Source organism: Corynebacterium sp. HMSC074C11, from assembly GCF_001809455.1.
Lineage (GTDB): Bacteria > Actinomycetota > Actinomycetes > Mycobacteriales > Mycobacteriaceae > Corynebacterium > Corynebacterium amycolatum.
The window spans coordinates 437,667-462,681 of the sequence record NZ_KV797740.1; the positions used below are offsets into that span (position 1 = coordinate 437,667).

Sequence of the window (25,015 nt, forward strand, 5' to 3'; positions counted from 1 at the left end):
GGGGGGGGGGGGGGGGGGACAGGAGACAGGTGCCGGCAGCCCGGAATCCTTTCGAGAAGGTGCTCCCGTCGGCACGCGGCAATCTATCTGATGCACCCTATTGCAGGGGCGAGTTTGCCTTACCGAGTGGTTCTTGCCATGCGCGCTGTCCCTAAAACGGGGACACTGGAGAGGAGGAAGCGCATCTAAGTTCGGTTTCTTTGTCTCGGCCGGTTGGTCGGCAATGAAATCGGCGGTTGCGCAGTTCGCCGATTTAGCAGGAGGATACCCACAATGGCTCATGAGCGCGCCGGGCAATTGGCCCAGCCATCCGACCTTATCGATGTCGCGGAACTGGTCACTGCCTACTACACAAAGCACCCGGACCCGAATAACCCCGACCAGAAGGTCGTCTTCGGTACTTCTGGTCACCGCGGTTCCTCCCTCGACGGCGCTTTCAACGAAGACCACATTCATGCCACCACCCAGGCAATCGTGGATTACCGCAAGGGCCAGGGCATTGAAGGTCCGCTCTACGTCGGTCGCGATACCCATGGCCTGTCCGAGCCGGCAATGATTTCCGCCCTCGAGGTGCTCACGGCCAACGGCATCACCGTGATGGTTGACGCTCAGGATCGCTACACGCCGACTCCGGCAGTCAGCCACGCGATTCTGACGTACAACCGCGACGTCGAGGGAGGTCCGACGGGGAGTAGCTCCGCGCGTGCCGACGGCATCGTGATTACCCCTTCCCACAATCCGCCACGAGATGGTGGTTTTAAGTACAACCCGCCGACCGGTGGTCCGGCGGACGCGGATGCGACGGACTGGATTGCAGCTCGTGCCAATGAATACCTGGCTAAGGGCCTGGATGGGGTTAAGCGCCAGCTGGTGGATAAGGCAGGAGACCTCGTCGTAAAGCACGACTACCTCAATGCGTACGTGTCGGACCTGCCGAATGTTGTCAACCTCGACGCCATCCGTGATGCCGGCGTGCGTATCGGCGCTGACCCAATGGGTGGTGCGTCGGTGGATTACTGGGGTGCAATTGGCGATGCTCATAACCTAAATCTGACTGTGGTCAATCCGCTGGTTGATGCGACCTGGCGTTTTATGACGCTGGATACAGACGGCAAGATTCGTATGGACTGCTCCTCACCGAATGCGATGGCGTCGTTGATTGGTAACCGCGATAAGTTCGACATCTCCACCGGCAATGACGCGGACTCGGACCGTCACGGAATTGTGACACCGGACGCAGGCTTGATGAACCCGAACCACTACCTGGCCGTTGCCATTGATTACCTCTTCGCACACCGCCCGGGCTGGTCGCAGGACACCGCGGTCGGTAAGACGCTGGTGTCTTCGTCGATGATTGACCGCGTCGTCGCCAATTTGGGTCGCAAGCTAGTGGAAGTTCCAGTCGGCTTTAAGTGGTTCGTCCCGGGTTTGCTCGGCGGCACCATCGGTTTCGGTGGTGAAGAATCCGCCGGCGCATCGTTCCTGCGTCACGACGGCACTGTGTGGTCTACCGATAAGGACGGCATCATCCTGGACCTCCTGGCCAGCGAGATCAAGGCCGTGACCGAGAAGACTCCATCGCAGCTCTACGCAGAGCTCGCCAATAAGTACGGTGCCCCGGCTTACGCCCGCACCGATGCGGACGCAACCCGTGAGCAGAAGGCAATCCTGAAGAAGCTCTCGCCGGAGCAGGTCAAGGCCGACACCCTGGCTGGGGAGACCATCACAGCCAAACTGACTGAAGCGCCGGGTAACGGCGCTGCGATTGGTGGCCTCAAGGTGGTTACGGAAAACGCATGGTTCGCGGCGCGTCCGTCGGGCACTGAAGATAAGTACAAGATCTACGCGGAGTCTTTCAAGGGCGCGGATCACCTGGCACAGGTTCAGGCTGAGGCGCAGGACGTGGTCTCGGCAGTTCTGAACGGGTAAACGGTATCCGTTGGGCTAGCTGTAAACAGTTAGCCTGTACTAATATTTCTATGCATGAAGAATTTCGTAGGCGTGGTGGCCCGATTCGGCCTAGCTGCAGTTTGGTTGTACTCGGGTTTTATCAAACTGCTGAACCCGCTGGAATCGCGTCAGGCAGTGCAAGCTTATGAACTGCTGCCGAGCGACTTGGTGCCGATGGTAGCGGTTGCGCTGCCCGCCTTCGAAGTCATCCTTGGACTCTTACTGGTATTGGGGCTTTTCCTGCGTCCGGTAGCAGTATTGTCAGGAGCGCTCTTGCTGGTGTTCGTCGGAGGCATTATCTCGGCGTGGGCGCGCGGACTGCAGATTGACTGCGGTTGCTTTGGTGGCGGTGGCTACGACGAGAACGCTGACGCAGTTTCATATCTCAAGTCAATTGCCCGAGACATAGGTTTTTTGGCGTTGGTTGTATTTGTGTACGTATGGCCGTGGAAGAAGTTTGCCATTTACGCCTAGCCCGCTGGCTAGAGGTTGAAGTCTGAGGGAAAGGACAAGGGGGGGGGGCTGGGGTCAAGGCGGTGGGCCTAGTGATGGGCCTAGTAACCATTTCCGTTTTCTCAGGCTCAATTGTGTCATTGGCAAGAAAACACCGCTATCGTAAGCGGTGTGAGTCAGAAGATTAAGAATCCAAATGAAAAGAGCAGTGGCTTCGTCGTCGGCCTGATTGCTCTTCTTGCTGTCGTTGCAGTTGTTATTGGTGGCGTTATCTACATCGGCCGGTCGCAGCCGATTGAGGGGCTGCCAGATGAGGACGTCGACTTCTCTGTCGCACTCGACGGCGATGTCATCCGACTAAGCAAGGACGGTGCCGAAGGGGCTAAAACAGCCACGATTTTTGAGGACTTCTCGTGCCACTACTGTGCTCAGATGAGCGAAGAGGGCCACGATGATGAGCTCAAGGCGCTAAATGACGGCAAGCTAGTCGCTGAATACCGCACGCTGAACTTCCTGGATGGTGAGGAGAAGGAGCAGCGTGACGGTCACTCCACTCGCGTCTACGCGACTGCCCGCAAGATTGCTGAGACCGGGGATGCTCGCGCATATTGGAACTTCCGCACAATGATGATGGCTGACCAGCAGAACTCCGTCACGTGGAGCAATGACGAGCTGGCTGACCGCCTGGAGCAGCTCGGTGTCGCCGACGAAATTGTCAGCGAAGTCCGCTCCGGCATCGACACCACCGAGGCCAAGGCAAGCGCGAATGCCAACTTCGATGACCTTGAGAAGCGCTTGGGCAAGGTTTCCTCGCCGCACGTCTTTGTCGATGGCAAGGATATTCTAGAGAACATTTCCGGTGATGGCGGGCTGGGGCAGTGGGTCAAGGTGGCCCTGCGCTAGGTTCCGTGCACGCTCACACGATTCATCCTCAGTTCATGTTCGGCAGATCCGCTCTGGAGCACTCGGCGAATGCGTAAAAGAGTGTTCTACATGCGGATTTGGTGATACATGACAGTGCCATGTAGCCTTTGAGGAGTCCACAGCGGAGGGTGAAAGCCACTTCGATGTTGATTCTGGGGCTATGGCGCAGCTGGTAGCGCACCACACTGGCAGTGTGGGGGTCACGGGTTCGAGTCCCGTTAGCTCCACCAGTATGAAATCCCTCGGTCGAAATGACCGGGGGTTTTTCTTGTATCTACCCGGGGTAGTGTGCTCGCCGTTTACCTCAGTGATTGGTAATCCGTATGGCTGTAGCAACTTTGTCTAAACGGTGGAATACTGGGGGTATGGCACACAACGACTCCGTTATTCAGAAACTGTCCACCGAAGAATCCCTCGAGCTGCTGGCTACGCAGACTTTTGGGCGCCTGGTTGTTCGTCGTAAAGATGACATGGATCTTTTCCCGCTGAACTACGTCGTTCATGAGGGGAGCATTTACTTCCGCACTGCCGAGGGGTCGAAGCTTTTTACTGTTTCTCTGAACCACGATGTTCTTTTTGAGGCCGACTTTGTTGACAAGGATGCCCAGAAGGCATGGTCGGTCATCGTAAAGGGTGACGCAGAGGTTCTCACCTCCCGCGCGGATATTAACGCTGCAGATGAGCTGCCGCTGAAGCCCTGGCTGCCGACGTTGAAGTACAACTACGTGCGCATTACTCCGAACGATGTTTCCGGTCGCCATTTCCACCTCGGTGAGGAGCCAAATCGCTACGAAGTGTAGCGGCGGCATACGGTGCTTTTGCTTTACGACGGTGGAGGCTCCGTCGTAAAGCAAAGCTAGCAGCGTGCAAAGGCAGCATTTAGTGACTGAGCACCGCCGTTAGCTGTTTTTTTAAAAATTGTTGGGTTAAATTACCCAAAAGCGCCCTAAGTGAGATTCAACGCGTTACAGTCACAAATGTGACGTGCACCATAGAATCGACCGATGGGGTGCCAGCGCAGCCCGATGTGCGCAGGCAGTCCCCACGTATGCAGAAGATCGTAGATGAAGCGCGCGCGATGCTGCGCGAATCGGGTTGGAGCGCAATCAGTATGCGCCGTCTAGCGGCGCGACTCGATGTGAAGGCGCCATCGCTGTATAAGCACATCAGCGGCAAAGAAGAGCTCCTCCAGCTGCTGCTGACCGAGAGTCTCGAGAATCTGGGCAAGCGTATTCATGCTGCCATTGATGAGGAATGCACTTCGGCGTCTCTGCTGCAGGCGTACCGCCAGGCAGTTCTCGACGATCCGCATGGCTACCGGCTGATGAGTCGCACTAATTTCGTGAATGTCGTCTCGCCTTCGTCATTGGATGCCTGGATTCGCGATGCATTCATTAAGGTTGCCGGCGATGAGCCTAAGGGATTGGCCATGTGGGCGTTCGCGCACGGTTTGGTGACCGCCGAGCTCGTCCAGGATGGTTCACCTGCGCTGGAACCAAGTGCCGAAGCCGGTGCGGCAGACAGCTTGGCCGCAGTTGGAGCTATTTGGGACGCTGGCGCGGAGGCCTTCTCTTAAGGGGTTTCTCTTAAGAGGTTTGCTGCTCAGTACGGGACGTTAATCCAGCACCCCTCAGGTGGGCGATAGTAGCCGGGGGAAGTTTTTGGGCGGGATGACAGTGCTAGATCGGTGGCCCGGGACAGTAGCTTAGCGCCACCAGGAATCGGCCGGTCCAGGAGGGACGGCTCGCTTGTGCCGGGAAATGGAGTAGAGGTGCTCGATTCGCGCGGCATCCTCATCTGAGACGGCCTTGCCTTCGAGGTAGTCGTCGATGGCGGTATAGGTCACCCCGAGCGCAACTTCGTCGGGAAGCGCAGGGCGATCTTCTTCCAGGTCGGCCGTCGGCACCTTCTCCCACGTACTGGATGGTGCGCCGAGGTGACGGAGTAAGGCCGCGCCCTGGCGCTTGCTCAGCCCCTGCAGCGGGACGAGGTCGCAGGCGCCGTCGCCGTGCTTGGTGTAGAAGCCGGTGACAGCCTCCGCGGCGTGATCTGTTCCGATGACCAAAGCGCCGTCAACACCCGCCACTGCGTACTGGGCAATCATGCGCATGCGGGCCTTAATATTTCCCTTGTTGAAGTCGCTGATAGCGCTGCCGGCCAGGGCATCGGTGACCTGGGCGGTCATCGCGGCGGTGGCCGGTTCGATATCGATAGTTAGCCTTTGGTCAGGTTGAATGAATTGCAGTGCCACCTGTGCGTCGTCCTCATCGGCCTGCACGCCGTGGGGGAGGCGAATGGCAATGAAGGTGGCGTCCTCGCCGCCGTTGCGAAGCTTTTCGACGGCCAACTGCGCTAGACGTCCGGCCAGCGTGGAATCTTGACCGCCGGAAATTCCGAGCACGAATCCCTTGGCGTGCGCGGCGCGGAAATAATCGCAGAGAAAATCGACTCGGCGGCTGATTTCCTCGGCGGCATTGATGGTGGGCTGGACGTGGAGGTCGTTAATAATCTCCGACTGGAGGGGATGTGGGAAATCCTGTGTGCCTACTGGTGTCATGAGCCTCACTCTACCGTTAGTTCCGGACGGGAAAAGGGATGGTTTTCCTGCCAGAAGAGTGCCAAAACTCTCATCTTTATCGAGTAAGTGCTGTTCGGATAGGGGGTCTTTGCCCGGACGGTGGCAAGATTTCCAGCGTGAGTACAACCGAACAGAATAAGACTGGACCAAACCGGGAAACCACCACAACTCGGTCGATAGCCGTGGCTATCATCGCCGCTCTGGGCGGCCTCCTCTTTGGTTACGACACCGGTGTCATCTCAGGCGCGCTGCTGTATATCCAGCGCTCTTTTGAGCTGACTCCAGGACAGGAGTCCACTGTCACCGCCATGCTCTTGGTCGGTGCGGCTATCGGTGCGTTCCTGGGTGGTCGCGTAGCGGACTCTCTGGGGCGCCGTGGCACCATCCTGCTCGGAGCGGTCGGCTTCATCATCGGCAGTATCTGGTGTGCTTTCGCTACTAGTGCGTTTTCGCTGGGTACTGCGCGTACTTTGCTCGGCGTCTGTATCGGTGGTGTTTCCATCGTCGTACCGATGTACATCTCCGAAATGGCACCACCGCATGTGCGTGGACGCCTGGTCAGCCTGAACTCGCTGATGATCGTGATTGGTCAGCTGGTGGCGTTCCTCACCAACTCCGCCCTAGCCTCCTCCGGTAACTGGCGACTCATGCTTGGATTAGGCGCTGTCCCCGGCATCGTGCTGCTCATCGGCATGCTGGTTCTGCCGGACACTCCGGCCTACCTCGTCCGTCGAGGACAGGAGGGCAAGGCGCTGGCCGTGCTGCGTCAGATACAGGGAGATGAGGCGACCCTGGCTGAGGTTGCCGTTGGTGAGGCGTCGTCAAGCGCCGATCAGCGTGCAGCCGAGCGCCTGGCCGTGAAAACCCCGTGGGTGCGACGCACCGTCATCATCGCGATGCTGATTGGCGTGACGCAACAGGTCACGGGCGCGAACGCGATTATGTATTTCGCGCCGACGATGATGAACAAGGTTGGCTTGTCGACGGAAAGCTCTGTCTATACCTCCATCATCATCGGTATCGCTTCGGTGATTTCGTGTGCAATTGGTATGAGCATCATTGACCGCGTTGGTCGTCGGCGAATGCTGATTATCGGTCTGGTGGGCTGTGCAAGCTCGCTGCTCGTGCTGGCGCCCGTCTATGGTTTGTCGAGTAACTCTTCGACGGGTGCCATGATGTCGCTTCTGCTGATGACCGTATTTATCGTGTTCCAGCAGGCGGCTGTGTCGGTGGCGACCTGGCTCCTGATTTCCGAGATCATCCCGACAGAGGCCCGTGGCCTGGGTATGGGGCTGGCAGGGCTCGCGCTATGGGTTGCGAACTGGTTTGTGGCACAGGCTTTTCTTCCGATGGTGGATGCTGTCGGTGGTGCGTGGTCGTTCTTCTTCTTTGCCATTACGGGCGCAATTGCGCTGGTATTCACCATCAAGGCGGTGCCGGAGACCTCAGGTAAGACGCTTGCCGAGGTCCGCGAGTACATGATTGCCGCTGCCAAGTAGAGAAGTGGAAGCAGTTGCAACGTGGGGAGTCACGATCTTGGGGTTGACTGTGAAAGAACATGTTTCCCCCGGATTTTTGGAGTTATTCCGCTTATTAGGTAGTATGGCAACTCGTGTCGTAACGCATACTCTTTGATATTTCTTCGGATTATCAGGAAAGGTGCGTTGCCAGGCAGTCACTGGGGTGATTGTCCGGGGAGAGTGCAGTGTGCACATCCCCGTTTCGGAGCCGAGTAGAAAGGAGCGCCCGAATGAAGGTCCGCAAGTCCCTTCGGTCGCTGAAGAACAAGCCGGGCGCTCAGGTCGTGCGCCGTCGTGGCAAGGTCTACGTGATCAACAAGAAGGAGCCGCGCTTCAAGGCCCGCCAGGGCTAAGCCTTATTTAGGCTAGCGCGAAGCAAATAGCTTCCTCATTTATTGCCAAAACCGCAATCTGAAGTCGCAGTTTTACTGTGGCTGAAGGTTGCGGTTTTTGGTTTTTGGAGGGACAGGTTCAGGCGGTGACAGCGTTTATGGCTGGGGGCGGTGGAGCGATGGGGCGATGGAAGTTACTGACTGCGTTTATGTCAAAATTGGCCCGAAAAATGGCTTGAAAGTGTCATAAACTCGCACAGTTTCACATGTGCAGCCTGTAATTTTTGAAATCGCTGCGGAATCCGAAGTTGGGTAGGGGAGGGATAGGGCAGAGCAGGGACACTGCGGCACCTGGTATTGGTGTGATTGGCCTCGAGCCGTCTTGCAGTAATTGGTTTAACCAAAATGGACCGATAGTTGTTTTTCTACGATTTTCTAGAATTTTTAGCGTGAAATTACAAGGTTGTGGTGCGTCTGTGTACAACATCTTGTGCGCCAGAGATCTCCGAACAGGGAATACCATGGTTGTGAGTACTACATCTAGTATGACTAGAGTTTTCTAGGCACCAAGTGTAGTGTTTTCGATGTCGAGCCAAGGAGAGCTAAAAGGACCTGTCTGCCACCCGTACTCGGTTTCTCATGAACCCTGGGAGCTTTCGGTCATTCAACCAATCCGCTGATTCCTCGGCCGCTTCCGTTGTTTGTACGAAGTCGATCCGATTCATTGGTCTTACCCAAAGCCAGAAAGTTTGTGAGAGTCATGGTTACCGTTTACAGCAAGCCTGCATGTGTCCAGTGCCGCGCTACCACTCGTGCCCTCGATAAGGCTGGAATTGCCTACGATATCGTCGACATCACCATGGACGATGAGGCTCGGGACTACGTCATGGCTCTCGGTCACCTCCAGGCGCCGGTCGTTGACACTGGCACTGAGACCTGGTCGGGTTTCCGCCCGGACCGCATCAAGGCTCTCCAGGCAGCTTAAGAATCACACACCTCCCCGCAGATTTCGTTAACCGCACAGGAAACGGAGATTGCGGGGGTTTTGCGATGTAAAGGGTGAAGCTCTCATGCTGGTGGTGTATTTCTCCTCGGCGACGGGGAATACACACAAGTTTGTTGAAAAGCTAGGTATCAAAAATGCCCGCATTCCCATCCGTCGTAATGAGCCGGAGCTTATCGTCGATGAGCCCTATGTCCTCATTTGTCCGACTTATGGTGGTGGCGTTTCCATCAGCGGTGGTAACTCAAGGCCAGTTCCTCCGCAGGTCATCAAATTTCTTAATAATGAGCACAACCGCTCTTTCATCCGAGGTGTGATTGCTGCCGGCAATCTCAACTTCGGTGAGGACTTCTGTAAAGCAGGGGATGTCATCTCCTACAAGTGCAAGGTTCCATATCTATATCGCTTCGAGCTGATGGGAACCGACCACGATGTGCGGCGAGTCCGAGAAGGGCTAGAGGAGTTCTTCCACGGTAGAGTCAGCGCCTAAGTTGGCAAGCCTCAGTGTCGAGGGAAGGGGCACTGAGGACAACCGAATGGATACGCTCGCGGAAGCCGTCGTAAAGCGGTGTGCGAGGAAAATAGCTAGATTGGATTGCTCTGGGCAGTGTTTGAACAGACCCTGTGCAGGCAAATGAGTATTAAAGGAGTCAACGTGTCGGAAATGGGCAAGCAGGTCGCGGAGCCGGTGGGTGAGGACAAGCTGGATTACCACGCGCTCAATGCGCTGCTGAATCTGTACGGTGAAGACGGCAAGATTCAGTTCGATAAAGACCGCATGGCTGCGCGCCAGTTCTTCTTGCAGCATGTCAATCAGAACACTGTGTTCTTCCACAACTTGCGGGAGAAGCTCGATTACCTGGTAGAAAATCACTACTACGAGGCCGAAGTTCTGGAGAAGTACGAATTTGAGGACGTCAAGGCACTGTTCAAGCAGGCCTATGCCCACAAGTTCCGTTTTCAGACTTTCCTGGGTGCTTACAAATACTACACCTCGTACACACTGAAGACCTTCGACGGCAAGCGTTACTTGGAGCGCTACGAAGACCGTGTCTGCATGGTTGCTCTCACGCTTGCCGACGGCGACTTGGGGCTCGCGCAGCACCTGGTTGATGAGATCATCACCGGACGCTTCCAGCCTGCTACTCCTACATTCCTCAACTCCGGTAAGGCCCAGCGCGGCGAACCGGTGAGCTGCTTCCTGCTGCGTATCGAGGACAATATGGAGTCCATTGGCCGCGCCATCAACTCCTCGTTGCAGCTGTCCAAGCGCGGCGGTGGTGTGGCACTGCTGCTGAGCAACCTGCGTGAACAGGGTGCTCCGATTAAGCACATCGAGAATCAGTCTTCTGGTGTCATCCCGGTTATGAAGCTGCTGGAGGACTCCTTCTCCTACGCTAACCAGCTGGGTGCTCGCCAGGGTGCTGGCGCTGTCTACCTGCACGCGCACCACCCGGACATCATGCGCTTCCTGGATACCAAGCGTGAGAATGCGGACGAAAAGATTCGCATCAAGTCGTTGTCGCTCGGCATTGTCATTCCGGACATCACGTTCGAGCTGGCCAAGCGTAACGACGACATGTACCTCTTCAGCCCGTACGATGTCGAGCGCGTCTACGGTAAGCCGTTCGCGGACATTAGTATCACCGAGAACTACGCGGATATGGTCGAGGATCCGCGTATTCGTAAGCAGAAGATCAACGCGCGTCAGTTCTTCCAGACCATCGCTGAGATTCAGTTTGAGTCCGGCTACCCGTACATCATGTTCGAGGATACGGTTAACCGCGCGAACCCGATTGAGGGACGTATTAATATGTCGAACCTCTGCTCGGAGATTCTGCAGGTCAACACCCCGTCGACTTACAATGCAGACCTGTCCTACGAGCACGTTGGTGAGGACATTTCCTGTAACCTTGGCTCGCTGAACATTGCGATGACCATGGATTCGCCAGACTTCGGTCGCACCGTCGAGACTGCCATTCGTGGCCTGACTGCGGTCAGTGAGCAGACTTCTATTGATTCGGTGCCATCGATTCGCAAGGGAAACGACGGATCTCACGCCATCGGCCTGGGGCAGATGAACCTGCACGGCTACCTTGGCCGCGAGAAGATTATGTACGGCTCGGAAGAGGGCCTGGACTTCACCAATGCCTACTTCGCAGCAGTGCTCTACGCTGTCCTGCGCGCTTCTAACAAGATTGCTCGTGAGCGCGGTCAGAGGTTCGTCAACTTTGAGAACTCCGACTACGCCAGCGGCAAGTACTTCGATAACTTCGATCCGGCAGAGTTTCAGCCGAAGACTCAGCACGTAAAGGAGATCTTCGCGAACTCCACCGCACACATTCCGGACGCTGAGGACTGGGCGCAGCTGAAGGCCGACGTCATGGAGTACGGCCTGTTCAACCGCAACCTGCAGGCAGTGCCGCCGACCGGTTCGATTTCGTACATCAACAACTCGACCTCGTCGATTCACCCGATTGCATCTCAGATTGAGATTCGCAAGGAGGGCAAGATTGGTCGCGTTTACTACCCGGCTCCGCACTTGGACAATGACAATCGCGAGTACTTCCAGGATGCCTACGAAATCGGCTACGAGAAGATTATTGACACTTACGCGGTCGCTACCAAGTATGTTGACCAGGGACTGTCCCTGACCTTGTTCTTCAAGGACACGGTGAGCACCCGTGACCTCAACCGTGCGCAGATTTACGCATGGCGCAAGGGTATTAAGACTCTGTACTACATCCGCCTGCGTCAGGTTGCGCTGGAGGGTACTGAGGTTGAGGGCTGCGTATCCTGCATGCTTTAAGCAAGCGTGTTTGAGGGCTAGGCATCTAATGCTTTAGCTGTAGCGCATTGAAGGCGCGAGAATTTCCCCGAGTTTTGTCGGGACGTTCTCGCGCCTTTTTCGTCACTCCACTCAATTGGGAACAAATGTAAATATTACTATTGACGGTTGTAATGCAGGTAATTAACCTGGGTAGTGGTACACCAATGTTCGCATAATTTTCACCCACGGCTAGTGGGAGAAGGGGCTGGAAGCCATGTCCGATACCACTGGTAAGAGCACTCCACACATCAACCCAAAGGGTGCGCCGATTGCAGAAACTATTTTGTTGCCAGGTGACCCGCTGCGTGCGAAGTTCATTGCGGAGACCTATTTGGACGATGTCGTTCAGTTCAACGAAGTTCGCAACATGCTGGGTTTTACCGGCACCTACCAGGGGCAGGAAGTGTCTGTCATGGGGTCCGGTATGGGTATTCCGTCTATCTCGCTGTACTCCTGGGAACTTATCCATGTTTTCGGCTGCAAGAAGCTGATTCGCGTCGGTTCGTGCGGCGCGTTGCAGCCGGAGCTGGACCTGTATGACGTGGTTATTGGCCAGACGGCGTCGACTGACTCCAGTTTTCTATCGCAGTACAACTTGCCGGGAACATTCGCCCCGTCCGCATCTTTCCGTCTGATTGAAGATGTTCGCGATCGCGCCCGCGAGCAGGGCATCACTACGCACGTCGGCAACATCTTGTCCAGCGATATTTTCTACAACTTCCAGGATGATGTGAACGACCGTTGGGCACGCATGGGTGTGCTGGCGGTGGAGATGGAATCTGCTGGCCTTTATGCCACTGCCGCCGAGGCCGGTGTGGAGGCCATGGGAATCTTCACTGTGTCGGACAACATCGTCACCGGTGGAAAGACCACTCCGGAAGAACGTGAGAAGGCCTTCACGACGATGATGGAGCTCGCATTGCCGCTGGCTCGACTCTAGTGTCCTGGTCTGCAATCAATTGGCTTGAAGTGTGAAATAGGTACAGTGCGATGAGCAATCCCGCCAGTAATACCAGCTTGAACGTGAATCTCTCTCAAAGCGCAGCGTCCAACGCTGCGGCGCCAAACCCTAAGGCCGCAGTTCCGGTCTTGCTGTTTTCCTTTGTATTCTGTTTGGTCTTGGACAATGGCTTTAAGTTCATGACCAAGCCGATTGCGGAATCTCTGGATCTCAGTGTCTCCACGGCCAGTCTGCAGGCGACACTCGCCGGTATTTTGATTGGCATTGGAGCGGTGGTGTACGCCGCATTGGCGGACAGCATCAGTATCCGCAAATTGATGATTGTCGGTATTGGCTTTGTCGCCGTGGGCTCTCTACTGGGTTATTTCTTCCAGGGAGTATGGCCAATGGTGCTTACTGCCCGCATTATTCAAACTGCCGGTCTGGCGGCGGCTGAGACACTCTACGTCATCTATGTCACCAAGTACCTAAGCCCAGAAGATCAGAAAACCTACCTCGGCTTTTCCACCGCGGCCTTCCAAGCTGCGCTGCTGATTGGAACGTTGACCTCGGGAATCGTGGCTACCTACATTTCCTGGCCGGCTATGTTCCTGATTTCGCTCATTCTGATAGTTGCCATTCCGTTCCTGATCAAGACAGTTCCGGAGGAGCAACAGAAGAAGAGTCACCTGGATATCTCTGGCCTGTTCCTCGTCGCGGTCATCGCCACTGCGCTGATGCTGTTTATGCAGCAGTTCCAATGGTGGTGGCTGGCAGCTGCTGCGCTGGGTGTCGCGCTCTTTGTCTCGCACATCCGGACATACGACAACGCCGTGGTCAATCCGTCGTTCTTTACCAATGCCCGCTACGTTTGCGCGCTGATTGTTGTGCTTGTGGTTTACATGGTCCAGTTGGGGTATTCGGCCATTCTATTGCCGTATATGGTCGACGAGCTCTATGGCATTAACCTCGACGGTGCTGCCTATATTCTCGCGCCGGGCTATCTCTGCGCGGTCATCGTCGGTGTAATGTCCGGCAAGGTTGCCAAGTTCCTGTCTTCGAGGCAGGCTATTGTCGCAGCTATCAGCATCATTATCGTGGCGTTGCTCATTCCCGCAGTGCTGCCGGGGGCCGGTGTTGCCACGGTTATCGTGTCCATGATTCTGTTCCCATCAGGGTTCGCGCTCATGTATGCGCCGTTGGTCGCGACCGCACTGCAGAACATTCCCGCGGCCAAGTCTGGTGTCGCAATCGGTTTCTATAATCTGACTATCAACATCGCCGTCCCGGTTGGCATTGCGTTAACGGCCATGCTTGTTGATTCTCGGCCGGCCTTCTTCAGCGCCCTTTCCATCGCGCAGTCTGAAGCAGAAGGGGTCTCCGCTACTATCGCTTGGTTGCTCGCGCTCATGGCTGTCGTAGGTTTGCTGGTGTACGTCATCTCCGACCGCCTCATCAACGACACCGCAGAAAACCGCGAGAAGGTTCACGCCTAGGTTCGCGCAACATTTTGCACCTGGTGCTTGACGACGGACATTGCGTCGTCAAGCGCCTTTTTCTTTGTGTGACGTGGGTGCATGAGGAGAGGGGGCACAAATAAAAGGTGTTCATTGGAGAGATAGCCAACAGTGGTGTGCTGAAAGAGGGCAGTGTGGGTAAGCTGCTAAGGGTAGTGGCTCCTTTCATCGGGAGTCTGACGTTTTGTAGTGGGACAAGGCTGGAATAGCCACCGCTGCAGCCGCTGTTTTCGAACTCGTAAAGAGTGAAGGACATTCCTTATATATAAGGTGTGTTCGGGAAACGGCAAGATCAATGAAAAAAGGGAGAGGTTTCCACGTGAGTTTCGATGATTGTCCACCCTCGACTCCGGCCCACCGTGAGAAGAATCCAGAGTCGCGTGCATGCCCAGTTGCGGCTATTGACTGGAACACGATTCCTGATGACAAGGATCTCGAGGTTTGGGATCGTCTGACCGGTAACTTCTGGTTGCCGGAAAAGGTGCCGCTGTCGAATGACATCAAGAGCTGGAATACACTCAATGCACTGGAGCAGCGCACCACGATGCGCGTGTTCACTGGTCTGACCATGCTGGACACCATCCAGGGCACAGTTGGCGCAGTATCGCTCATCCCGGATGCGCTGACTCCGCACGAGGAAGCTGTATACACCAATATCGCCTTCATGGAATCGGTGCACGCAAAGAGCTACTCGTCGATTTTCCAGACGCTGGCGTCGACCCCTGAGATTCAGGATGCGTTCCGTTGGGGCGAGGAGAATGAGTACCTGCAGAAGAAGGCCAAGATTATCCTCGATTACTACGAGGGCGATAACCCGCAGAAGAAGAAGGTCGCTTCCACGTTGCTGGAGTCCTTCCTGTTCTACTCGGGTTTCTACCTGCCGATGTACTGGTCCAGCCATGCCAAGCTGACCAACACCGCGGACATTATTCGCCTGATTATTCGTGATGAGGCAGTTCACGGTTACTACATCGGTTACAAGTACCAGCGTAACCTGGAGCGTCTGACCCAGGCTGAACGTGACGAGCTGAAGGATTACACCTTCGATCTCATGTTTGATCTCTACGACAACGAGATTCAGTACACCGAAGAGATGTACGACGAACTCGGCTGGACCGAGGATGTCAAGCGTTTCCTGCGTTACAACGGCAACAAGGCTTTGAACAACTTGGGCTATGAAGGTATGTTCCCGGCCGACGAGACTCGAGTTTCGCCGTCAATCCTGTCGGCCCTGTCGCCGAATGCTGACGAAAACCATGACTTCTTCTCAGGTTCCGGCTCTTCCTACGTCATGGGTAAGGCTGAAGTAACCGAGGATGAGGACTGGGACTTCTAAAAGCACAGGTGTAGGGAACATTCCGCACCGAGCCCTACTCTGGTGACAGCACACACGGGGGTAGTAGCCCTAGCCTCGACGGTTCCTGCTAAAAAGGCGTTAGCCCAGGTTAAGACAATTCTCAGGAAACTAATAGTGTGCTTAGCTGAGTGGGGAAGTGGGCCGGAGAATTCCTTGGCCTTAACTTTTTCCAAGGTTCAGACTAGAATCTGGCACATAGTGGTAGGTGGTTTCGCCGTCGCGTACTCACCTGCACTATTCTCACAAGGACAAAACTTCAAATCCCTGTAGTGAGTTACAGGAAATCTTCGCGTAGTAAGGAGGAAGAATGACTGCAGTAGCGCCTCGTCCAGATCATGGCGTTGTAGCGCCGGAACGGCCGCAGCCGTTCGGACATGAGCGTAAGGGCAGCTGGGCGTGGGAAATGCTGACCACGACCGACCACAAGAAGCTGGGCATTATGTACATCATTATGTCCTTCTCGTTCTTCTTTGTCGGCGGTCTGATGGCTCTGCTTATCCGTGCTGAGCTCTTCGCCCCAGGACTTCAGTTCCTTTCTAACGAGCAGTTCAACCAGATGTTCACCATGCACGGCACGGTGATGCTGCTTCTGTTCGGTACCCCGATTGTTTGGGGTTTTGCTAACTACATTCTGCCGCTTCAGATTGGTGCTCCGGACGTGGCTTTCCCGCGTCTGAACGCCTTCGGCTTCTGGCTGACAACTATTGGTGGCATTCTGATGTTGTCGGGTTTTCTGACTCCGGGTGGTGCTGCTGACTTCGGTTGGACTATGTACTCTCCGCTGTCTGACCCGATTCACTCCCCGGGTGTCGGTTCTGACCTGTGGATTGTCGGTGTCGGTGTCGGTGGTGTCGGTACTATCGCTTCCGCTATTAACATGACCACCACTGTCCTGTGCCTCCGCGCACCGGGCATGACCATGTTCCGTATGCCAATCTTCACCTGGAACATCCTGGTTACCTCGATTCTGGCTCTGCTGATCTTCCCGATTCTGACTGCAGCTGCTCTTGGTGTTCTGTACGACCGTAAGCTGGGCGGTCACATTTACGACCCGGCAAACGGTGGCGCCATGCTGTGGCAGCACCTGTTCTGGTTCTTCGGTCACCCAGAGGTCTACGTTCTGCTGTTGCCGTTCGTGGGCATCATTACTGAGGTTGTTCCGGTCTTCTCCCGTAAGCCGCTGTTCGGCTACGCAGGTATGGTCTTCGCGACCCTGTCTATTGCAGGTCTGTCCATGGCTGTGTGGGCGCACCACATGTTCGTGACCGGTGGCGTTCTGCTTCCGTTCTTCTCGTTCATGACCTTCCTGATTTCGGTCCCGACCGGTGTTAAGTTCATCAACTGGATGGGTACGATGTGGCGTGGCCACATGACCTTCGAGGCCCCGATGACCTTCGCTCTCGGCTTCATCGTGACCTTCCTGTTCGGTGGTCTGACCGGTATTATGCTGGCATCCCCGCCGCTGGACTTCCACGTCTCTGACACCTACTTCGTCGTGGCACACTTCCACTACACTCTGTTCGGTACCCTGGTCTTCGCTTCCTACTCGGGCGTTTACTTCTGGTTCCCGAAGATGACCGGACGTATGCTCGACGAGAAGCTGGCAAAGGTTCACTTCTGGCTGACCTTCATCGGCTTTAACCTGACCTTCCTGGTCCAGCACTGGCTGGGTAACGAGGGTATGCCGCGTCGTTACGCCGACTACCTCGAGACTGACGGTTTCACCACCCTGAACATGATTTCCACCGTTGGTGCGTTCATCCTGGGTCTGTCTGTTATCCCGTTTGTCTGGAACGTCTTCAAGTCCTGGCGCTACGGTGAGGTCGTCACTGTTGATGACCCGTGGGGTTACGGTAACTCTCTCGAGTGGGCTACCTCTTGCCCGCCGCCGCGCCACAACTTCACCTCGATGCCGCGCATCCGCTCGGAGCGCCCGGCGTTCGAGCTGCACTACCCGCACATGGTTGAGCGTCAGCGCGCAGAGGCCCACGTTGGTCGCCAGCTCTAAGAGCTAGTGGCTACATGGCTGATGCAACTCTGAGTTAATAACTACGCGAAGCTACGGCCCCATCACGGATCTCCGTGATGGGGCCGTAGTCTTGTCTTTGAGAGTCTTTCCTAGGGAAGGCGCAGTAAGGGGGGGCAGGGAGCGCAGGGAGCGCAGCAAGGGAGCTGGAGGGGAGAGCAGCGGAGAGCAGGGGGGGGCGACAGCTAACGGCTGTGACTGGCCACCCTCCGAAGTGCGGTATCCCGCAATGCGATGAGCACTCTGCCGGGGCTTCATGCGATACTGGATTGGTGAATGAACAGGTAATTACCTCTCCCAGTCAGTCCGCAGATACCGATGCCTTGTCGGTTTCGTTAGCACCGGGACTAGCTCCGGTGCTTATTACCGCCGTTGGCCGAGACCGCCCGGGTGTCTCGGCAGCCTTCTTCCGTGTGCTCGCGGCCCACGGAGTTCAGATTCTTGATGTGGAGCAGTCGGTGTTCCGCTCTAATTTGAGTCTCGGTGCGCTTGTTGGCGTTACAGAAGAGAAGGTCGGCGTTCTGCGTGAGGGGCTCATTGAAACACTGAAGCCTCACGGCATGACTGTCAGTTTTCAGCTTGATGCCCCGATTGAGCGCAGCGATGGATCTACCCATGCACTTGTCGTATTGGGCAATCCGGTCAATGCTGAGGATATTTCCCGTATCGGCCGTACTCTCGCAGATTACGGTGCAAACATCGATTCCATTCGCGGTATTGCCGACTACCCAGTTACTGGCCTGGAGCTGCTTGTCTCTATTCCGGACCCGAAGCCGGGTGCGGGCATTCCGCTGCGTAAGGCGCTGGCTGAGCTTGCACAGGACCAGGACATTGACATCGCAATTGAACGCGCAGGTTTGCAGCGCCGATCCAAACGCTTGATTTGCTTCGATGTGGACTCCACTTTGATTACCGGTGAGGTCATTGAGATGCTGGCCGCCCACGCTGGTCGCGAGGCGGAGGTTGCAGCGGTTACAGAGCGCGCTATGCGCGGTGAACTGGACTTCGCTGAGTCATTGCACGAGCGAGTTAAGGCTCTGGCAGGCCTGCCGGTCAGCGTCCTTGAGGAAGTTACCGACTCCATCGAGCTGACCCCTGGCGCCCGCACTACGATCCGCACGCTGAAACGTCTCGGTTACAAGTGTGGTGCCGTCTCCGGTGGGTTTATCCAGATTCTGGAGCCACTGGCAAAGGATCTCGGCCTGGACTTTTACAAGGCCAATACCCTCGAGATTGAGGACGGAAAGCTGACTGGTCGCGTGGTCGGCGGTGTCGTCGATAGGCAGGAAAAGGCCCGCAGTCTTAAGGCGTTCGCCGCGGAGTCTGGGCTTCAGATGCACCAGACCGTCGCTGTCGGCGATGGCGCCAATGACATCGATATGTTGTCAGTCGCGGGCCTCGGTATTGCTTTCAACGCGAAGCCGGCGCTGAAGGAAATCGCTGACACGTCGGTCAACGTTCCATTCATGGACTCGATTCTGTTCATGTTGGGTATTTCCCGCGATGAAATCGACGATGCCGACCGCGAAGATGGCACCTTCCGCCGCGTGCCGTTGGAGCAGTAGTGCGACGCCAGGATCACAAGAATCCCGCTGTCACGGACGCATCATCGGTGCCGGAATGGTTCCGCATTGCCCATAGCCTCCTGCCGCAACCCGATAGGGAAGACCATGGCGAGGATGTGCCGTGGGCAATGGCTATTGTGCTTGAGGTGCCGAAGAAGGAACGCCCCTCGCGCACTGCGCTGCTCCGCGCCGCCGCGATGGCTGTTGTTGCTTGTTGCCTCGACGAGCGCGCAGGCGATGACACTTCGGCCTATCAACAAGGTCTGGTGTCTTGGTACGGCGCGCGCATCCGCAAGCTCACACGTCGCGCTCGCAATATCGGCTGGCAACGCGCTCAGCTTGCACCGGGTGTCACCGTAGATGTCGACGGCGCGCAAGCTCGCGCACTAGTGCCAACTCCTGTCGACGATACCTACCCAGAGATTGCCAAACTACAAATTTCCGGCACCGATTTGTCTTACGACGACCCGGAGACCACATCTCCCGACGACTCGGGCAACCGTGGGAGTGCTGACACCTTTGCTCCGCCAGTGATTTGGGTGGACAAGAACCTGAATATGTCCGTAGGAAAGGTGGCCGCGCAAGTTGGACACGGCTCAATGCTCTATGCGGCCAGCCTGTCGGTTGAGGAAGCGTGGGCGTGGGCGCAAACTGGCTACGCGTTAGATGTGAAAGAAACACCGCGGGAGCTGTGGCCAGCGCCAGAGCTACGTGCTGTAGAAGTTCAGGATGCTGGGTTTACAGAGATTGCCCCTGGATCAATCACCGTGTCGGTCACGCCAGGGGCACAGGGGCAGTAGCGGACAGCTAAGCGCGTGCTGCCTCCATGGCCTTAAGATCCTTGCGCAGGATCTTGCCGGTTGCCGATTTTGGAATCTCATCCATGAATTCGACTACTCGCACCTTCTTGTACGGTGCGACGCGGTCGGCAACAAAGTCCATTACCTCATCAGCAGTGAGTGACTTTCCTTCTTTGAGCACCACATATGCCTTCGGAATTTCCTCACCATCGGAGCGAATGACACCACTGCAGGCAGCATCAGCGATATCCGGGTGCTCGAGAAGCACGGACTCAAGTTCTGCCGGTGGTACCTGGTAACCCTTGTACTTGATCAGTTCCTTGAAGCGGTCGACAATGTACGCATTCCCTTCCTTGTCGAGTTCCGCAACGTCGCCTGTTCGCAACCAGCCGTCGACAAGCGTTGCAGCCGTAGCTTCGGGATTGTTGAGATAACCCTTCATTACCTGAGGACCGCGAATCCACAGTTCTCCGGACTTGGAACGTCCTGATTCAGGAACTGGGATTTCATCGAGGTCCTCAGTATCGAGGTCAACGATTTTGTACTCGGTGTTCGGGACTGCTCGACCGATGGAATCCAGTGGGCTGTCGTGTCCGATACGAATGTGCGCGGCAGGGGAGGACTCGGTCATACCGTAGCCCTGGGCGACAGTGCAGCCGAGGCGCTTTTCCACCTGCTCCGCCAAATCCAGCTGAAGCGAAGCTGCGCCGGAGAAAATAGTCTCCAGACTGGACAGATCGAAGGAATCGACAGCCGGGTGCTTGGCCAACCCAACTGCGACCGGCGGTGCGATGAACGCAAACTTGACCTTGTGCTCCGAAATAATGGAAAGGAAATCCAGCAAGTCGAACTTGCCCATCGTGTACTGGGTAGTGCGTCGCCAGAGGCAAAGATTGAGCAGAGCAGTCAAACCGTAGATGTGGAAGAACGGCAGAATCGTAACCGCCGGGGTTGTCTCATCCAATGCCTCGACAGTTGCTGCTCCTGCCTGAGCCACGTTGGCAACAAGATTGCGATGCGTGAGTTGGACGCCCTTTGGCACACCAGTGGTGCCAGAAGAAAACGGAATGACAGCAACGTCATCGGGAGAAACGTCTACATCTGGTCCCGCATGGCCTTCAGCAAGCAGCTCACCCATGCCGTGAAGCCCCGTCAGACCGATAATCATCTCTTCCGGGAGGCCAGCGGCCTCAGCGCCGTTAGCACCGGCCCAACCAATCGACGAAGTCGTCAGCATCATCTTGGCGTCAGAGATACGCAGCTGCGTTTCAACGTCCTCGGCAGTTGCCAGCGAGGCAACAGTCGTGCAGATTGCACCTGCGCGAAGAACACCGTGCAGAGCGACTGCGAAGGTGGTGGAGTTAGGGCAGTGCAGGGCAACAACATCGCCCTTTTTAATTCCACGTGCAGCAAGAGCGCCCGCGAAGGCCTCAATGCTGGCCTTCAAATCCCCGAAAGTTACCTCTGAGCCGGAGTCAACTACTGCGAGTTTATCCTTGTGCCGAGGCTCGATTTCGCCAAACAGAAAATCGAATAGAGAGGTCTCCGGAATATCGATGTTGGGAAGACTGCTAGTCAGCGGCATAGGGGAAAACAACCTTTCTGCACGTGCGTCAGGCTTCAGATGAATTCCTTGAACAAGGATCACCGTGTTAGCTTCGTTGTGTTTCACATCACAGTAGTAGGTGTGCTGACAGTTCGTGCAGATTTTGGGAAAAATGTCATTTCTTATGTGAAATGACTACCTAGCTAGCTGTCCCGCGTCAGCCTAGTCAGTGCACCAGCAGCGACATTGAGGTCAGTCGTCCGCCAGAAGTCAGGCATCGATGCGGCAATCCAGGATCCATAGCGCGCCGTCGCCAACCGTGAATCCAGTACCGCGACGACACCGCGGTCATCGACTTGACGTAGCAGACGACCAGAACCTTGCGCCATCAGTAGCGCTGCATGTGTCGCTGAAACCTCCATAAAACCGTTTCGGCCAGCGGCATTAGCCGCATCGGAGCGCGCGGACAGTAGCGGGTCGTCGGGTCGGGGGAACGGGATACGATCGATGATGACACACGATAGCGATGGGCCAGGAACATCGACGCCTTGCCACAGCGTCAGCGTGCCAAACAAACATGTCTGTGGATTAGCTGCGAAGCGATCAACCAGAGCGCCGATAGAGTCATCGCCTTGGCACAGGACGTCGTAAGGCAGGCGCTTGCGCATTTCCTCCGCCGCTGCCTCGGCGCCTCGGCGAGAAGAAAACAGCCCCAGCGTTCGCCCACCAGCGGCGCGGATGAGGCGTTCCATGATCGCGAACTGCTTTGGCGTGGCGCCGTCGCGTCCAGGACGAGGCAGGTCGCGTGCGACGTAGAGGATGCCAGATTTCTGCGGGTCAAAGGGCGTGCCGACGTCCAAGCCATCCCACCCGCCGGAGGGAAGCCCCCAGGCAGCGGCCATAGCATCGAACTTGCCGCCAAGAGCAAGTGTTGCTGAGGTCAAAACGACGGTGGATTCGCCGAAGAGGCGTTCGCGAAGTAGTGCTGCGATGGACAGGGGAGCGACATAAACTGTCTTGTTCTCGCCAAGCCATACGACATCGTCGCTGCTGAACTCGAGAATCCGGACGACAGTATCGTGCATATTCTCCACGGCTGCGCGCACGGTCTGGCGCTCCGTGCTGTCAGAGTCGGACCCCGAACCCCCGGAGCCCGACCCGCCAGAGTTGCCTGAGCCAGAGGTGCCCAGCGTGGTTTGCAGTTGCCACAGGCTATCGCGGAGCGAAGCTAGTGCCGCTCCCAGCTCACCGGGAATTTCTTCGAGTGCGCCGCTGTAGGCGTCGGCAAGCAATGCGACGGTCTCGCCGAGTAGATCCGTGGCATCGGTGACATCATCGACCTGCTCTGCGGCGCCGAATTTGCGGGCGCGCCGGGCCATCATGGTGATACCGGCAGGGGAGAGCTCGTCGGTGGCAACGGAGGTGATTCGGCCGTCGAGCTCGTGAGCCTCATCAATGACGACGCAGTCGTGCTGCGGCAAGATCATGGCGTCGGAGAGCGCATCGATGGCCAACAGGGCGTGGTTGGTGACAACGATGTCGACGTTGGAGGCCTCGCGGCGGGCTTGTTCGGCGAAACACTCCTCGCCGAAAGGGCAGGAAATGGCGCCGACGCATTCGCGGGCCGTGACGGAGACCTGCCGCCAGGCTTCGTTGGAGACGCCCTTGTCCAGGCTGTCGCGGTCGCCGGTGTCGGTGTCATTGGCCCACTCGCGTAGCCGCATGACCTCGGCAGCGGTTCGGCTGAGCTGCGCTTCGCTGAGTAGAGCAGTTGGGCCGCCCATACCGGTCGGCTCGGATTCATCACCGTCGATGACGGGATCTTTGATGACATTTCCGACCTTGGACTTGCACAGGTAGTTTGAGCGGCCTTTGAGGATTGCGAAGGTTGGCGTGCGGGACAAGTGTGGCTCTAGCGAACTGACTAGCCGCGGCAAGTCGCGTTCGACCAGCTGGCGTTGCAGCGCAATGGTCGCCGTGGAAACGATTACCGACTCGTCGGACTCCATTGCTTGCACAATGGCGGGCACCAGGTAGGCCAGTGACTTACCAGTACCGGTACCGGCTTGTACCGCTAGGTGTCGCTCGCGCGCAAAGGCGGAGGCCACCGACCGGGACATTTTGACCTGATTCGGGCGAGTTGTTCCGCCGAGTCCCTTCACTGCTGCATCGAGAAGAGCTTCGATGCTGTCCGAGTCATGGACGCTGGCTCTCGGCGAAGCTAGCTCGTCAGCATCGTCAACATCGTCAAAGTCCTCAAAGCCGTCCGATAGCTCTGCAAAATCTGCGTACTCGGGAGTATCCGACACAGTTCCCCCGCCGCCTAAACGCCGTGAAAACGGACGGACAGTACCGGCTCGTCACGGGAAAGTGCGAGCCCCTCCCACGGGAGGCTGACCAGCGCCTTAACCAAGTGATCGCGGGACTCTTCCAAGGTCGGTAGGCCATCGACGACCTCGCCATCGCGCATCATCGGAATGGTTAGATCGCGGTAGTGCAGGTTGCCCACATCCGGGATTTCCGAGCCGAGCGGGAAAGCGATTTCCTCCACGGCGGTACCGGAACGGCGGCAGGTACGAATCGCCGCCTTCACGCCACCGTGGCTTCGCTTGTCCAACGAGCGCTTGGCGACGGGCACCCCATCAACTTCGACCATCTTGTAGACCAGTCCCGCAGTCGGTGCGCCGGAGCCAGTGACTACAGAGGTGCCCACGCCGTAGACATCGACCGGCTCGGCCCTCAGCGCCGCAATGGCGAACTCGTCGAGGTCAGAGGACACTACGATGTTGGTGTTGTGTGCGCCCAGCGAGTCCAGCTGCTGACGCACCTGGCGAGCGAGAACTCCGAGGTCACCGGAGTCAATACGTACACCGCCGAGTTCCGGCCCCGCGACCTCAATGGCCGTATTGACGCCCTCGGTGATGTCGTAGGTATCCACCAACAAAGTGGTGTCGGTCCCCAGCGTGTCAATCTGAGCTTTGAAGGCTGCAGTCTCGTTTGTCGTGCCATCTGGGTTGGTGTGTAACAGAGTCCACGCGTGCGCAGCGGTACCGGAGGCTGGGATGTTGTACCGTGCCGCTGCCTCCAAGTTGGAGGTGGCGCTAAAACCTGCCAGGTAGGCGGCGCGGGCAGCGGTCACAGCTGCTTCTTCATGAGTACGACGCGAACCCATTTCAATAATCGGGCGCCCACCGGCAGCCGTGACCATTCGGGTCGCTGCCGAGGCAATGGCGGAGTCCGCATTGAGAATGGAGAGAATAACAGTCTCCAAAATGACACACTCGGCGAAAGTGCCCCGCACAGTCAAAATGGGCGAGGCGGGGAAGTAGAGCTCTCCTTCGCGGTAGCCGTCGACTTGGCCGCTGAAGGAATAGTTACGCAGGTAATCCAGCGTCCGGTCGTCGAGGAAGTCCAGCGAAGCCAGCTGTTCCTCGGTGAAGCGGAAGTTGCGGATAGCATCCAATACACGCGCTGTCCCAGCGACAACGCCATAGCGGCGCTCATTCGGCAGACGACGGCCAAACACCTCGAAGGCGACCTGGCGCTCGCCGGATCCGTCGGCAAGCGATGCCTGCAGCATCGTCAGTTCGTACTTATCGGTGAGAAGGGCGGTGGAGGAATGCTTATCAATCACGGTCAATAGTCTAGTCGGCTGAAGCTGGCCGGGGCAGTCG

The 25,015-nt window shown here is 56.8% G+C and carries 20 protein-coding genes and 1 tRNA gene; 17 read left to right on the forward strand and 4 right to left on the reverse strand.

Annotated features, from left to right (window positions below; translation table 11 throughout):
- The first annotated feature begins 273 nt into the window (after positions 1-273).
- The 6 genes from pgm to HMPREF2614_RS10295 all read left to right on the forward strand — a co-directional run bounded on the left by pgm (position 274) and on the right by HMPREF2614_RS10295 (position 4,903).
- On the forward strand, positions 274-1,929 hold the full coding sequence (gene pgm, locus HMPREF2614_RS10270) for a phosphoglucomutase (alpha-D-glucose-1,6-bisphosphate-dependent) (RefSeq protein WP_070560932.1): 1,656 nt from the start codon (positions 274-276) through the stop codon (positions 1,927-1,929).
- Positions 1,930-1,983: 54 nt separating this feature from the next.
- The gene (locus tag HMPREF2614_RS10275) at positions 1,984-2,424 is read left to right on the forward strand and encodes a MauE/DoxX family redox-associated membrane protein (protein WP_070560935.1); all 441 of its coding nucleotides are present in this window, start codon (positions 1,984-1,986) and stop codon (positions 2,422-2,424) included.
- 150 nt (positions 2,425-2,574) lie between these two features.
- Positions 2,575-3,306: a DsbA family protein gene (locus HMPREF2614_RS10280; RefSeq protein WP_070560937.1), complete on the forward strand. Its 732-nt coding sequence runs from the start codon at positions 2,575-2,577 to the stop codon at positions 3,304-3,306.
- A 175-nt stretch (positions 3,307-3,481) separates the two neighbouring features.
- Positions 3,482-3,557 (forward strand) — tRNA-Ala (locus tag HMPREF2614_RS10285).
- A gap of 135 nt (positions 3,558-3,692) precedes the next feature.
- Positions 3,693-4,127 (forward strand): pyridoxamine 5'-phosphate oxidase family protein, encoded by a 435-nt coding sequence (locus tag HMPREF2614_RS10290; RefSeq protein WP_016422245.1) that lies wholly within the window; start codon positions 3,693-3,695, stop codon positions 4,125-4,127.
- 179 nt (positions 4,128-4,306) lie between these two features.
- Entirely contained in the window at positions 4,307-4,903 is a 597-nt protein-coding gene (locus HMPREF2614_RS10295; protein WP_224784081.1) for a TetR/AcrR family transcriptional regulator, read from the forward strand.
- Between the two features lie 129 nt (positions 4,904-5,032).
- On the opposite strand, the gene nadE is transcribed toward HMPREF2614_RS10295, so the two are convergent.
- Entirely contained in the window at positions 5,033-5,884 is an 852-nt protein-coding gene (nadE, locus tag HMPREF2614_RS10300) for an ammonia-dependent NAD(+) synthetase (RefSeq protein ID WP_049181988.1), read from the reverse strand.
- Positions 5,885-5,922: 38 nt separating this feature from the next.
- On the opposite strand from nadE, the gene HMPREF2614_RS10305 reads away from it, so the two are divergent.
- From HMPREF2614_RS10305 to HMPREF2614_RS10355, 11 genes are all read left to right on the forward strand, one after another.
- Positions 5,923-7,404: a sugar porter family MFS transporter gene (locus tag HMPREF2614_RS10305; protein ID WP_141739594.1), complete on the forward strand. Its 1,482-nt coding sequence runs from the start codon at positions 5,923-5,925 to the stop codon at positions 7,402-7,404.
- Positions 7,405-7,655: 251 nt separating this feature from the next.
- The gene (ykgO, locus tag HMPREF2614_RS10310) at positions 7,656-7,778 is read left to right on the forward strand and encodes a type B 50S ribosomal protein L36 (protein ID WP_005511141.1); all 123 of its coding nucleotides are present in this window, start codon (positions 7,656-7,658) and stop codon (positions 7,776-7,778) included.
- Positions 7,779-8,517: 739 nt separating this feature from the next.
- Positions 8,518-8,742 (forward strand): glutaredoxin-like protein NrdH, encoded by a 225-nt coding sequence (gene nrdH, locus HMPREF2614_RS10315; protein ID WP_005511161.1) that lies wholly within the window; start codon positions 8,518-8,520, stop codon positions 8,740-8,742.
- 85 nt (positions 8,743-8,827) lie between these two features.
- Positions 8,828-9,250, forward strand: coding sequence for a class Ib ribonucleoside-diphosphate reductase assembly flavoprotein NrdI (nrdI, locus tag HMPREF2614_RS10320; RefSeq protein WP_038627981.1), 423 nt, complete (start codon positions 8,828-8,830; stop codon positions 9,248-9,250).
- Positions 9,251-9,424: 174 nt separating this feature from the next.
- Positions 9,425-11,569, forward strand: coding sequence for a class 1b ribonucleoside-diphosphate reductase subunit alpha (gene nrdE / locus HMPREF2614_RS10325; RefSeq protein ID WP_187402564.1), 2,145 nt, complete (start codon positions 9,425-9,427; stop codon positions 11,567-11,569).
- Positions 11,570-11,804: 235 nt separating this feature from the next.
- Positions 11,805-12,530 carry a purine-nucleoside phosphorylase gene (deoD, locus tag HMPREF2614_RS10330; RefSeq protein ID WP_070560939.1) on the forward strand — a complete coding sequence of 242 codons (726 nt, stop codon included), beginning with the start codon at positions 11,805-11,807 and terminating at the stop codon, positions 12,528-12,530.
- A gap of 50 nt (positions 12,531-12,580) precedes the next feature.
- On the forward strand, positions 12,581-14,026 hold the full coding sequence (locus tag HMPREF2614_RS10335; RefSeq protein ID WP_049181996.1) for an MFS transporter: 1,446 nt from the start codon (positions 12,581-12,583) through the stop codon (positions 14,024-14,026).
- Positions 14,027-14,366: 340 nt separating this feature from the next.
- Positions 14,367-15,383 carry a class 1b ribonucleoside-diphosphate reductase subunit beta gene (gene nrdF, locus HMPREF2614_RS10340; protein WP_016422253.1) on the forward strand — a complete coding sequence of 339 codons (1,017 nt, stop codon included), beginning with the start codon at positions 14,367-14,369 and terminating at the stop codon, positions 15,381-15,383.
- 328 nt (positions 15,384-15,711) lie between these two features.
- Positions 15,712-17,412 (forward strand): aa3-type cytochrome oxidase subunit I, encoded by a 1,701-nt coding sequence (gene ctaD, locus HMPREF2614_RS10345; RefSeq protein WP_005511131.1) that lies wholly within the window; start codon positions 15,712-15,714, stop codon positions 17,410-17,412.
- A gap of 290 nt (positions 17,413-17,702) precedes the next feature.
- Positions 17,703-18,995 carry a phosphoserine phosphatase SerB gene (serB, locus tag HMPREF2614_RS10350; protein WP_070560941.1) on the forward strand — a complete coding sequence of 431 codons (1,293 nt, stop codon included), beginning with the start codon at positions 17,703-17,705 and terminating at the stop codon, positions 18,993-18,995.
- On the forward strand, positions 18,995-19,795 hold the full coding sequence (locus tag HMPREF2614_RS10355; protein ID WP_070560943.1) for an aminoacyl-tRNA hydrolase: 801 nt from the start codon (positions 18,995-18,997) through the stop codon (positions 19,793-19,795). The genes serB and HMPREF2614_RS10355 overlap by 1 nt, the downstream gene beginning before the upstream one ends.
- A gap of 7 nt (positions 19,796-19,802) precedes the next feature.
- Here HMPREF2614_RS10355 and HMPREF2614_RS10360 read toward each other — a convergent pair whose 3' ends face one another.
- The 3 genes from HMPREF2614_RS10360 to HMPREF2614_RS10370 all read right to left on the reverse strand — a co-directional run bounded on the left by HMPREF2614_RS10360 (position 19,803) and on the right by HMPREF2614_RS10370 (position 24,975).
- On the reverse strand, positions 19,803-21,380 hold the full coding sequence (locus HMPREF2614_RS10360; RefSeq protein WP_038627995.1) for an AMP-binding protein: 1,578 nt from the start codon (positions 21,378-21,380) through the stop codon (positions 19,803-19,805).
- Between the two features lie 164 nt (positions 21,381-21,544).
- Positions 21,545-23,527 (reverse strand): ATP-dependent DNA helicase, encoded by a 1,983-nt coding sequence (locus tag HMPREF2614_RS10365; protein ID WP_187402571.1) that lies wholly within the window; start codon positions 23,525-23,527, stop codon positions 21,545-21,547.
- 137 nt (positions 23,528-23,664) lie between these two features.
- Positions 23,665-24,975 carry a nicotinate phosphoribosyltransferase gene (locus tag HMPREF2614_RS10370; protein ID WP_038628000.1) on the reverse strand — a complete coding sequence of 437 codons (1,311 nt, stop codon included), beginning with the start codon at positions 24,973-24,975 and terminating at the stop codon, positions 23,665-23,667.
- Positions 24,976-25,015: the final 40 nt, after the last annotated feature.